Consider the following 12,183-nt stretch of genomic DNA (forward strand, 5'->3'; position numbering starts at 1 on the left):
GTCGGTTTCCTCTCTTCGGGGTTGCCGTCACCTGTGGGGACGGGGTCGGATCACGATTCCGTCAGTTCACGGAACCGCGCTGTGGGGGCCGCCGGAGCGGCGGGAGGAAGGGCAGATGGGTGTCCGCCCCGGCGTCGAGGGCCGCGCCGAGCGCGAGCAGGCAACCGGCCGTGCCGGTGCCCAGGTCCATCGACAGCCGCATCATCTGGTGTCCGGGGAAGGCCAGTTGGCCCTGGTAGGACATGGAGAACCAGCCGAGTCCGTCGATCTGCTCGGCGAGCCGGGCCCGGGCGCCGGGCGTGGACGTGCGGGCGAGGTGCAGGATCAGCCCGGCCCGGCCCTGGAAGAGGCCCGGCTGTACGTAGAAGCGGAAGGTGGCGGCGGTGAGGATGCCGGCCCGGACGTCCGCCAACTCGCCGCCGGTGTGGGCGAGATAGTCGTCCAGGACCATCCCGACGCCCGCGCTGCCCTCGCCGAGGTAGGGCAGCGTCCGCCAGCCCTCGTCGACCTCCAGCGAGCCGTTCGGGTGCGTCACACAGGAGTCGAGGTCCCGCTGGAGGGCGGTCCCGGCCGCCTTCAACAACCGTTCCTCACCGGTCCGTTCGTACTCCCGCAGCAGGAACAGCGCGGGCCCGCTCGCCCCGCGCATCAGCCCGGCCCGGCGCCGCCGGGGGCTGTCCGGAAGGGGCTCCTCAAGACGTCGTACGAGGATGTCGGCGGCCTCGGCGGCACGGTCCCGCAGCTGCGACTCACCGCTCGTGCGGGCGAGTTCGGCGAGGACCAGGCCGAGGCCGGCCAGGCCGCCGTGCAGGTCGGAGGAGAGGTTCTGCCAGCGCTCGGCGAGGATCGAGCCGACCAGGTCGAGGGCGCGCTGCCGATGACCGAGCCGGTCCAGGACATGGGCGACGCCCGCGAGCCCGTCGTACAGCCCGAGCGGGGTGCCCGTCGGCGGGGGAGCGGTACGGGCCAGCAGCCAGCGCTCGCCCTCCTCGTACCGCTCGGCGCCGACCGCGTCCAGCGCGTACAGGACCCCGGCCGCGCCGTGGGCGAGGCCGAGGCCGCCGCCGTCGTTGAACTGGGTGATGTCGCCCGGGAAGAGCCGGTCGTCGCGTTCCGGGGTGGCCGAGGCGAGGAGGGCCTTGACCATGGAGTCACGGCTGTGGGGCCAGTCGGCGGGTTCCACGAAGGGCTTCACGAGTGCGGGGACCGGTGATGTCGTCCCGGTGTCCCGGGTGATCTCCGCGACCGCGTCGTCCAGGAACTCCTTCGGCACGTCCGGGAACTGACGCAGGATCACCTCCGCAAGATGGGCCGCCTTGCCGCGGTCGACCACGAACAGCGTGGTGACCGGCAGGAACAGGGCGATCCGCAGACAGGCCAGCGCGTACCGGTCGACGTCGACGCCCGTGCGGTCCGGCGGCGCGAAGAAGCCGGGGTGCGCGACCACCTGGCGGCCCTGTTCGTCGACCGGCGCCGCCGCCTCGAAGTCGAGCAGGGACACCGACTCCTCGTCGGGTCCGATCATGATGTTGAAGACATGCAGGTCGTTGAAGACGATGCCGCGCGCGTGGATCGCCTCCACCGCCCGCTCGACACCGTCGTACACGCGCAGCGCCCACGCCGTGTAGTCGGCCACGGCCTTCGGATCGGGGTCGGGGGTGAGCAGTGGGTGGCGCTCGGCGAAGAACGCGTTCAGCGGACGCCCCTCCAGGAAGTCCATGACCAGGAACCGGTGGTCGCCGAGCGTGAACCAGTCCCGCACCCGCGGCACCACACCCGTCCCCGCCACCTGCTCAAGGGCGTCCTTCTCCCGCTCCAGGCGGGCGATCGCGTCCGCCCCGTCGGCGGCCAGGCCCGCGTGCGGCCGGCCCTCCTTGAGGACGACTCTGCTGCCGTCGCGGGTGTCGGTGCCCGAGTAGACCCCGCCGCCGTTGGAGAAGTGCAGTGCCTTCTCGATCCGGTACGGCAGCTCGCCCACCGTCGTGGTGTTCCGCGCCGCCAGATGCGGGGCCAGGAACGCCGGGAGCGTCACCCACTCGGGGACCTGGAAGGACGGCGCCCTGCGGTCCGGCACCAGGGTTCCCTCGCCGTCCCGCACCGCCGGCACCAGCGAGCCCCGCTCGTCGACAACGAACTGGCGTGCGAACGCCCCGTAGCGGACGTACAGCGGTCCCTCGCCCCAGCGCAGATCGGTCAGGATGTACGGCCCCTCGAACCCCTCAAGGAGCTCCCCCAGCTCGCGCAGCACCACATGCAGCTGCTCCTCGTCGGCCGGGTAGAGGGTGACGAACTTGCCGCTGCTGTCGCGGGCCGCGTACTTGGTGTTGCGCAGATGCAGCAGATACGGCCCCGGCACGAACTTGAACGGGATGCGCCGCGGCACGCAGTAGTCCCACACGATCGCCGCGATCCGCTCCGCGTTCGCCCGAGTGGCCGAGGCATGGACCTTCCAGCCCTGCGCCGGACCGGTCACCCGCTTGCCGTCCGCCCCCAGCGGCGTCAACGTCAGCCAGTCGCCGATCCGCGTCGCGTCCCAGCCCTCCGGCACCTCGCGCCGCGCCACCTCGTACAGGGGCGTGGCCTGCCGCGCTCCCGCGGACAGCCGGTCCGGCGTGTCGTAGAAGTGCCGGTCGGCGAGCGCGTACACCTCGTACCGCTTGTCCATGCCTCCCCTTCCTTGGCCCGGCAACGAGCTTCCAGCGGCGGCACGGGGCGCGGACAGTCGCCGCTGTCACGAGATCACCGTGCGGAACGCATGCGTAAAGACTTGTTCGGCGACTTTCGAGCCTCACCCCCGCACCGGCCCCGCGGAGACTCCACGGAACGGTCACAGGGGCTGCGCAGGTGCCGCATAAGCGCTGTAATGGCGGACGTGGTCAGTGAGGGAGCTGCGGGACGCAGAACGAGAACGCTGCGTGCCGAAATTGCCCTCAAAGCGCTCACAGCCGGTCCCGGCGCACCCGAACGACTACGGAGCGTCCTCGAACAGGTGCTCGTCTTCGCCAGGGCGTCCTTCGCCGCCGTGTACGCCCCCAGCGACGACGGCGAGCTGCTCTGCCTCGTGGAGGGCGTCGGCGTACCGCGCACCCTGTACGGGCTGCGGGACGGCTATCCCAGGGCCGGCGGATCCCCGGTGGCCGACGTGCACCGCACCGGACGGGCGGCCTGGCTCGGCCCACGGGACCTCGCCGAGTCCGCCGAGGCGCGGCGCGTGCCGTACCGGGACTTCCATCTGGCGGCCCTGCCCGCCCACGGCGACGGGGGCGGCGGCTGTCTCGTCGCCGTGAGCGAGGGCCTCGACGGCTTCGACACCGACGACCGCAAATGCCTGGAGCTGCTCGCCGACGCCGTGGTGTGCCCCGTCCCGGCCGCCGAGGCCGCCGAGGGCGGGGAACTGCTCGCCGGCGCGTTCAGCCTCGCCATGGACACCGGGCGCGTCGAGGTCGGCGACGACATCCTCGACCTGTTCGCGCTGGGGCGGGACGACTTCGACGGCCGGGTGGAGACCCTGCTGGCGCTGACCGTGCCCGAGGACCTGCCCTCCCTGATGTCCGTCACCGAGGCGGACCACATGTCCCTGGGCGACCGCGAGCTGGAGTTCCGGGCCCTCCAGCCCACCGGACCACCCAAGTGGCTCAGACTGCGCGGCCGGCTGCTGCCCGGCGGCGAGGGCCACCCCGCCCGCCTGGTCGGCACCGTCGCCGACGCCTCCACCCTGCGCTCCGACGTCACCGACGTGGCCCGCGTCCAGCGGCTGGCCGCGGCCCTCGCCACCGCGGGCACCGTCCGCGACGTCAGCCAGGCCGTCGTCTCCGCCCTGCGCAAGCCGCTGCGGGCCGACCGGATCGCCCTGGCCGAACTGGAGAACGACCGGCTCGTCGTCACCGTCCTCGACCCGCCCGACCCCGAGTCCTGGCCCGAGCTGTGGCGGATGGAGTGGCGCACCGAATGGCCCGACGCCCCCGTGCGGGCCATGCCCACCCTCGCCACCGCCCTCAGCGAGGGCCGCGCCCAGATCTGGCCCGCCGGCACCGCCCTGGAGCCCGCCCTCGCCGAGGTGGGCCCCGGCGGCCTCGCCGTCCTGCCGCTGCCCGCCGCCGGACGCATGGCCGGCGCCTGCCTCATCGGCTGGGACACCCCGCACGACTTCGGCCCCGACGAACGCGCCCTGCTCACCGCCTCCGCCGGCCTCGCCGGACAGGCCCTGATGCGCGCCCACGCCTTCGACGCCGAACACGAACTCGTAGGTATGCTCCAGCGCCAGCTGCTGCCCCGCCGGCTGCCCAAACTCCCCGGCGCGATCGCCGTCGCCCGCTATCTGCCGAGCACGGCGGGCCTGGAACTCGGCGGCGACTGGTACGACGTGATCCCGCTGCCCGACAACCACGTCGCCCTCGTCATCGGCGACGTCCAGGGCCACAGCGCCGCCGCCGCCACCCTCATGGGCCAGATGCGCACCGCGCTGCGCGCCTACGCCGTCGAGGGCCACCCGCCGGACGTCGTCGTCTCCCGCGCCAACCGGCTCCTGATGGACATGGAGACCGACCTCTTCGCCACCTGCGCCTATGTCGACCTCGACATGGAGGAGGGCTCCGCCTGGTGCGTCCGGGCCGGCCACCTCCCGGCGGTGCTGCGGCACCCGGACGGCACGACCGAGATCGCCGAGGCCGAGGGCGGCCCGCCGCTCGGGGTCGTCGCCCAGGCGGACTTCCCGATGACCCCGCTGCGGCTGCGGCCCGGCACCCTGATCGCCCTGACCACCGACGGGCTGGTGGAGTCCACCGAGTCCGACATCGACGAGGGCATGGACCGCTTCGCCCACGAGCTGTCCGTCTCCGACCCCACCCACCTCGGCCTGGTCGCCGACGCCCTGCTCGGCAACGCCCGCCGCAGCGACGACGTCGCCCTGCTCCTGGTCCGCTACGACGGGATGGCCTCGCATCCGCTGCGCGAGAGCTGGACGGTGTGGCGGGTCCCGCAGGCCGTCGGCCACGCCCGCCGCTTCACCCGGCGCACCCTGCGCTCCTGGAACGTCACCGACGACGCCCAGGACGCCGTCCTGCTCATCGTCTCCGAACTCGTCACCAACGCCCTCGTGCACACCGACGGCCGGGTCCGCCTCGACCTCACCCTCGTCAACCACCGGCTGCGCGTCGCCGTCGCCGACTCCTCGCCCCGCACCCCGGTCAAGCCGACCAGCATCGGCTGGGAGGCCACGGGCGGACGCGGCATCCTGCTGGTCGAGGCCATGTCGGCGGCCTGGGGGAGCCTGCCGGTCAGCGGCGGCAAGCAGGTGTGGAGCGAGGTGACGCTGTGACACTCGTACGAGTGCACCGTGAACTGATCGCGTACGACGCCAGTTGATCGAATCCACCCCGCGCCACCTCGGCCTTTCGTAGCATGCAAGCCACACCGCGCACGGTCGGTAACGGGTGAACGGGTCTAAGGTGAACCAAATGAAGGCTCTTGTCCTCTCTGGTGGTGCCGGTACCCGCCTGCGGCCGATCACCCACACCTCGGCCAAACAACTCGTTCCCGTGGCCAACAAGCCCGTGCTGTTCTACGGCCTGGAGTCCATCGCCGACGCCGGGATCACCGAAGTCGGCGTGATCGTCGGGGACACCGCCGCCGAGATCGAGGAAGCGGTCGGCGACGGCTCCAAGTTCGGCCTGGAGGTCACCTACATCCCCCAGGAGCGTCCCCTCGGGCTCGCCCACGCGGTGCTGATCGCCCGGGAGTTCCTCGGCGACGACGACTTCGTGATGTACCTCGGCGACAACTTCATCGTCGGCGGTATCGCGGCCCTCGTCGACGAGTTCCGCACCCACCGCCCCGACGCGCAGATCCTCCTCACCCAGGTCCCCGACCCGCGCGCCTTCGGCGTCGCCGAACTCGACGCCGAAGGCCAGGTGATCGGCCTGGAGGAGAAACCCGAGACCCCGAAGAGCGACTTCGCCCTGGTCGGCGTCTACCTGTTCACGCCCGTCATCCACGACGCGGTCCGCGCCATCACGCCCTCCTGGCGCGGTGAACTGGAGATCACCCACGCCATCCAGCACCTGATCGACGAACGCGCCGACGTCCGCTCCACGGAGATCAAGGGCTACTGGAAGGACACCGGGAACGTCACGGACATGCTGGAGGTCAACCGCACCGTCCTGGAGACCGTCGAGCACCGTCTCGACGGCGAGGTGGACGAGGGCTCCGAGCTCGTCGGCCGGGTGGTCCTGGAAGAGGGCGCGCGGATCGTCAACTCCCGCATCGTCGGACCCGTGATCATCGGCTCCGGCACCGTCGTCGAGGACTCCTACATCGGCCCCTTCACCTCCCTCGCCGAGAACTGCCGCATCACCGACAGCGAGTTGGAGTTCTCGATCGTCCTGAGGGACTCCTCGATCCGGGGCGTGGGACGTATAGAGTCCTCCCTCATCGGCCGTCATGCAGAGGTGACCCCGACGACCGGTATGCCCGCCGCCCACCGTCTGGTGCTCGGAGACCACAGCAAGGTGCAGATCCGTTCATGAAGCTTCTCGTCACCGGCGCCGCCGGCTTCATCGGCTCCCGGTACGTGCGCGGGCTCCTCGCCTCGGAGTCCTCGGACGCGTCGCGGATCACCGTGCTGGACAAGCTGACCTACGCCGGCACCCTGGACAACCTCGAACTCGACCACCCCCGGCTGGAGTTCGTGCAGGGCGACATCCGGGACGCGGAGCTGGTCGACGAGCTGATGGCCGACGCGGACCAGGTCGTGCACTTCGCCGCCGAGTCCCATGTCGACCGGTCGATCACCGGGGCCGGTGACTTCGTGCTCACCAACGTGGTCGGCACCCAGACCCTGCTGGACGCCGCCCTCCGGCACGGCACCGGACCGTTCGTGCACGTCTCCACCGACGAGGTCTACGGCTCCATCGACGAGGGCTCCTGGCCCGAGACCCACCCGCTCGCGCCCAACTCGCCCTACTCCGCCTCCAAGGCCTCCTCCGACCTGCTCGCCCTCGCCTACCACCGCACCCACGGCCTGGACGTCCGTGTCACCCGCTGTTCCAACAACTACGGGCCGCACCAGTTCCCGGAGAAGGTGATCCCGCTCTTCGTCACCCACCTCCTCGACGGCAGGAACGTCCCGCTGTACGGCGACGGCCGCAACGTCCGCGACTGGCTGCACGTGGACGACCACTGCCAGGGCGTCGACCTCGTCCGCACCGGCGGCCGGCCCGGCGAGGTGTACAACATCGGCGGCGGCACCGAGCTCAGCAACAAGGAACTGACCGGCCTGCTCCTCGAAGCGTGCGGCGCGGGCTGGGACAGGGTCGAGTACGTCGAGGACCGCAAGGGCCACGACCTGCGTTACTCCGTCGACTGGACGAAGATCCGCACCGAACTCGGCTACGAGCCCCGGCACGACTTCGTGACCGGTCTCGCCGACACCGTCGCCTGGTACCGGGCCCACCGCACCTGGTGGGAGCCGCTCAAGCGACGCACCACCCCGCACTGAGAACTGTCCGACCGTTCATCTTCGAAAGGACCCCGTCGAACCATGTCGATCAGAACAACTGTGAAGAACGTGTTGGGTGAGAAGAACGTGCGTGTGGTGCGCCAGTTGAAGCGACGTATGTCCGGCCAGCCCCCGCAGCCGGTCAAGAAGAAGCCCACCGGGCTCGCCGCCATCTCCCACGATCTCAACAAACTCGCCGTGCACTTCAAGACGGACAAGTGGGGAACCCACCGCTACACCCAGCACTACCAGCGGCATCTCCAGCACCTGAAGAACGAGGAGTTCAACCTGCTGGAGATCGGGATCGGCGGCTACAACCGGCCCGGTCAGGGTGGCGCCTCGCTGCGCATGTGGAAGGCGTTCTTCCCGAAGGCGCAGATCTTCGGCATGGACATCCAGGACAAGTCCCATGTCGACGAGGACCGCATCACGACGTTCATCGGCGACCAGTCCGACCCCTCGTCCCTGAACGCCGTCGCCGACAAGATCGGTGACCTGGACGTCATCATCGACGACGGCAGCCACCGTCCCCCGCACGTGCTCACCACGTTCGCCACGCTCTTCCCGCGCCTCAAGGACGGCGGCATCTACGTCGTCGAGGACACGCAGTCGTCGTACTGGCCGGAGTGGATGGGCAGCGAGGACCTCGACGACCCGAACACCAGCATGGCGATGCTCAAGCGGCTGACCGACGGGCTGAACTACGAGGAGTTCGTGGACGAGCACTACCAGCCCAGCTACACGGACCTCAACATCGTGGGCGTGCACTTCTACCACAACCTCGTGATCATCGAGAAGGGCAAGAACGCCGAGGGCACCAACAAGCGCAGTGCCCTGAAGGCGCGTTACGCCAAGAAGTGATCCCGGTCCGGGAGAACAACCGAGCGCGGCCCCCGTGAACCTCACGGGGGCCGCGCTCGCTCCAACGTCTACCGGCCGCGGTTCCTGACGCGGTGCGCCGCCCCGCGCAGCACTCTGCCGAGGGTGCGCCGGACCTTGCGCGCCAGCCGCTGCGCGGTGCCGTGGCCGGGCGCGGCCACCGGGCGGACGCTCTCGCCGGAGACACGCAGGGCGAGCGGCAGCACGAGGAAACGCGGCTCGGGCGCGTTCGGCACCGGACTCAGCGCGACCCGCCATCGCGCGCCGCTCAGCTCGGCCAGCGGCAGATCGGCTTCCAGCACCGACCCCAGGCTCTCGTCCTCGGCGGGGGAGAGGGTGCCCGGCACATCGACGATCTCGGCCGCGCCGAGGCGCAGCACCACCTTGGTCTCCCCGGCCACCTGGAACGGCACGGCCGCGCTGATCCGGGGCCCGTCGACCGCGACGGTGCCCGGCGTGACCCGGTCAAGACCGAGCCGCTTGGTCGCCCGGTCCACGTCGAGGGCGAGATTGCCGTGCGGATGGGTCCAGTACGGCAGGACCACACGCCCGCCCGCCACCCCGGCCTGCGGCGTGGGCCGCTCCTCGGCCGGGGCCGGACCGAGCCGGCACTCCTTGGTCCAGCCGCCCAGCCGGACCCGCACGAAGGCGTCCCACAGACCGTCGTCCGGCGCCGTCCCGCCCGCCGCCGTCGCGGGGTCGACGGAGGCCGACGCCCGCAGCACGAGACGCACCCGGTCGCCGCCCTGGTCGGCCACCTTCTCCCGGACGACCCGCACGGGCTGGAAGTGCTGGGCGGAGCTGGCCCGTTCACGCAGCAGCAGGTCGCCCGCGGCCTGGTCGAAACGGGCGACGGAGTCGGCGCACACCCAGGCGATCGCCTCGGCGGCGTCCAGCGGCGGAGCGTCCTTCGCCAAGGCGCCCTGCGCGGGGAACCGCATCGGCTCGCCGCCCGAGGTGAACTCGGCGCTCAGCGACACCTCCAGCACCCCGTCCTGCCACTCGACGCCCTCCGGAACGGCCTTGAGGGCGATCCCGGCCTCCCACTCGGCGAACGCCATGATGTCGTCGAGCCGGTCCGCGGTGATCAGCGCGGCCACCACCCGCTGGGCGGGCGGGAGTCCGGCGGCGACACCGGGGCCGAAACGGTCCACGACGGTCGAGTGGATCTCCGCGAACAGCGCCCGCCGGTAGTCGTCGGGGAGCCCGAGCAGCCGCCTGCCGCGCATCCGCTCGACCATCTCGTTGCGCAGCCAGCGCCGGAAGAGCCGGTCGCGCAGATCGCCCGGCTTCGTGTACGTCTCGACGACGTCGAGGGCCTCGCGCAGGTTCTTGAAGTAACCGGCCGGCTCGAACTGCTGGAAGCCGGCGTTGGAGGCGTCGTCCCGGCGTACGTGGTAGTAGCAGACGTAGTCGCTGAGCACGGAGACGTTGTCCGCGCGCAGATACGCCTCGGCGATGAAGACATGGTCCTCAAGACGCCGCCTGCCCTCCGGGAAGCGCAGGCCGATGTCGTCCAGGAAGGCCCGGCGGAACATCTTGTGCGGGGTGAGGCTGTCGATCAGCGGCGCGTTCTCGACCGTGGCGTGCGGGCGGTTGCGGCGGAACAGCTCGACCGGCACGGGGCGCCCCTTGCCGGCCATCTTGCCCACGATCACATCGGCGCCGTTGGCCACGCCGTAGTCGTACATCCGCTCCAGGGCCTCGTCGCCGAGGTAGTCGTCGTTGTCGACGAACATCACGAACTCGCCCTGGGCGGCCTCGATCCCGACGTTGCGGGGCTTGCCGGACCAGCCGGAGTTCTCCTGGTGGATGACCCGGACGCGTGGGTCCTCGGCAGCGAGCTCATCGAGCCGGCCGGGCGTTGAGTCGGTGGAACCGTCGTCGACGAAGATCACTTCGTACTCGTCGGGAGGCAGCGACTGCCTCTTCAGAGACGCGATGCAGTCCTCGATGTAGACCCCGGGGTTGTACACGGGGACGACGACGCTGACCTTGACCGGCATGAGCTCGGTCCCCCTTGGGTCGCTTGTCGTTTCTGTCATGGTGCGGTGCTTGTGGCCAGATGCTAACCCGCCGCCGGGGCAGTTGATGTTTCGACCACCGCTCGGAACACATACCGATCGTGTCAAGGTTGACGATCTTGTGCGGATAGTCTGACCTTGTGCGACTGCTCCTGATGTCCGACACGCATCTGCCCAAGCGCGCCAAAGAGCTCCCCGCCCCGCTCCTGGCCGAACTCCCGCGCGCCGACGTGGTGTTCCACGCGGGGGACTGGGTGGACACCGCCACCCTCGATCTGCTGGAGCGCCTCAGCAAGCGTCTCGTCGCCGTGTACGGCAACAACGACGGACCGCCGCTGCGCGCCCGGCTGCCCGAGGTCGCGCACGCCGAACTCGGCGGCCTGCGCTTCGCGGTGGTCCATGAGACCGGTCCCGCGCAGGGCCGCGAGACACGCTGCGTCGCCCGGTTCCCCGAGGCCGACGTGCTGGTCTTCGGGCACAGCCACATCCCCTGGGACACCACCGCCCCGACCGGGCTGCGGCTGCTCAACCCCGGTTCCCCGACGGACCGGCGGCGTCAGCCGTACCGCACGTACATGACGGCGACCGTCGACAACGGCCGCCTGGACGACGTACTGCTGCACCCGCTGCCCCCGCGGTAGCCGGCGACGGCGCCGCACCGGGATCCGGGCCGCTCCGTGTGTCCGGAAGCGGCCCGGGCGCTGCGAGTGTGCGCTGTCACGGACCTCCTTCCATGAATAGGTGTGCCGCGGAGGGTGCGCGACGGTGTGCGTCCTCCGCTGTCTTCGTTGGCCGCCGCCTACCCCTGGGAGCGGGGCTCAACCCCCTAATTCGTTGGACGCCGTCGCCGTCGCCCCGCTGAGATGGGGCACGTGCTGATCGACACCACGCTCGTACGCCGTCTGCTGTCCGCGCAGTTCCCGCAATGGGCCCACCTTCCGCTCGCCCCGGTGCCGCAGTCCGGCATGGACAACGCGACCTTCCGGCTCGGCGACGAGTTGTCCGTACGGCTGCCGCGATACGCACACTGGGCGGGCCAGGTGACCCGTGAGCACCGCTGGCTGCCCCGGCTCGCCCCGCGGCTGCCGCTGGCCGTGTCCCAGCCGCTGGAGATCGGCGAACCCGGCGAGGACTACCCCTGGCCGTGGTCCGTGTACCGCTGGCTGGACGGCGACACGGCGACCACCGAGGGACTCACCGACCCGGTGCGGGCCGCCCTCGACCTCGCCGGGTTCGTCACCGCACTCCAGGACATCGACCCGACCGGCGGTCCAGGACCCGAGCAGAGCAACGCCTTCCGTGGCGTCCCCCTGGGCGACCCGCGGGACTCGCTGGCCGCCGAGGCACGGGTACGGCCCAAGCTGGAGGCGCTGCGGGGCACGGGGATGGTCGACATCGACGCCGTGACGGAGGTGTGGGAGGCGGCCCTCGCCGCGCCCGCCTGGCACAAGCCGCCGGTGTGGATCCACGGGGACCTCGCGACCGGCAACCTGCTGATGCGGGACGGCCGGTTGAGCGCCGTCATCGACTTCGGGACGCTCGCCGTCGCCGATCCGGCGGTCGATCTGCAACCGGCGTGGATGTTCCTGCCCGCGCGGGCCCGCGACGCCTTCCGAGAGGCGGTCGCCGCCGACGACGCCACCTGGGCACGGGCCCGCGGCTGGGCGCTCGCCGGATCGCTGCCGGTACCCGACGACCCGTTCTTCCAGCAGGACCCGGCGCGGGTGACGGCGGCCCTCGACCACCTGGAGCAGGTCCTCGACGACCACCGACGGTACGGGTGAG

The 12,183-nt window shown here is 71.1% G+C and carries 8 protein-coding genes; 6 read left to right on the plus strand and 2 right to left on the minus strand.

Annotation, left to right across the window (positions count from 1 at the left end; translation table 11 throughout):
- Positions 1 to 61: 61 nt before the first annotated feature.
- Positions 62 to 2,665: a class III lanthionine synthetase LanKC gene (lanKC, locus tag OG866_RS40295; RefSeq protein WP_329342520.1), complete on the minus strand. Its 2,604-nt coding sequence runs from the start codon at positions 2,663 to 2,665 to the stop codon at positions 62 to 64.
- Between the two features lie 207 nt (positions 2,666 to 2,872).
- Between lanKC and OG866_RS40300 the strand changes: the two genes are divergently transcribed.
- The 4 genes from OG866_RS40300 (at position 2,873) to OG866_RS40315 (ending at position 8,356) form a co-directional block, all read left to right on the plus strand.
- Entirely contained in the window at positions 2,873 to 5,317 is a 2,445-nt protein-coding gene (locus OG866_RS40300; RefSeq protein ID WP_329342522.1) for a SpoIIE family protein phosphatase, read from the plus strand.
- A gap of 139 nt (positions 5,318 to 5,456) precedes the next feature.
- Complete coding sequence (locus OG866_RS40305) at positions 5,457 to 6,524, plus strand: glucose-1-phosphate thymidylyltransferase (RefSeq protein WP_329342523.1); 1,068 nt, start codon at positions 5,457 to 5,459, stop codon at positions 6,522 to 6,524.
- A complete protein-coding gene (gene rfbB, locus OG866_RS40310) occupies positions 6,521 to 7,495 on the plus strand; it encodes a dTDP-glucose 4,6-dehydratase (RefSeq protein WP_329342525.1) in 975 nt (324 codons plus the stop codon). Before OG866_RS40305 ends, rfbB begins: the two co-directional genes overlap by 4 nt.
- A gap of 42 nt (positions 7,496 to 7,537) precedes the next feature.
- Positions 7,538 to 8,356, plus strand: coding sequence for a class I SAM-dependent methyltransferase (locus OG866_RS40315; RefSeq protein ID WP_329342526.1), 819 nt, complete (start codon positions 7,538 to 7,540; stop codon positions 8,354 to 8,356).
- A 68-nt stretch (positions 8,357 to 8,424) separates the two neighbouring features.
- Here the strand turns inward: OG866_RS40315 and OG866_RS40320 are convergent, their stop codons facing one another.
- Positions 8,425 to 10,380 carry a glycosyltransferase family 2 protein gene (locus OG866_RS40320; RefSeq protein WP_329342527.1) on the minus strand — a complete coding sequence of 652 codons (1,956 nt, stop codon included), beginning with the start codon at positions 10,378 to 10,380 and terminating at the stop codon, positions 8,425 to 8,427.
- A 158-nt stretch (positions 10,381 to 10,538) separates the two neighbouring features.
- Between OG866_RS40320 and OG866_RS40325 the strand changes: the two genes are divergently transcribed.
- Positions 10,539 to 11,039, plus strand: coding sequence for a metallophosphoesterase family protein (locus OG866_RS40325; RefSeq protein ID WP_329342528.1), 501 nt, complete (start codon positions 10,539 to 10,541; stop codon positions 11,037 to 11,039).
- A 222-nt stretch (positions 11,040 to 11,261) separates the two neighbouring features.
- Positions 11,262 to 12,182 carry an aminoglycoside phosphotransferase family protein gene (locus OG866_RS40330; protein WP_443063615.1) on the plus strand — a complete coding sequence of 307 codons (921 nt, stop codon included), beginning with the start codon at positions 11,262 to 11,264 and terminating at the stop codon, positions 12,180 to 12,182.
- The last annotated feature ends 1 nt before the right edge of the window (position 12,183 follow it).

This window comes from Streptomyces sp. NBC_00663 (assembly GCF_036226885.1).
Classification (GTDB): domain Bacteria; phylum Actinomycetota; class Actinomycetes; order Streptomycetales; family Streptomycetaceae; genus Streptomyces.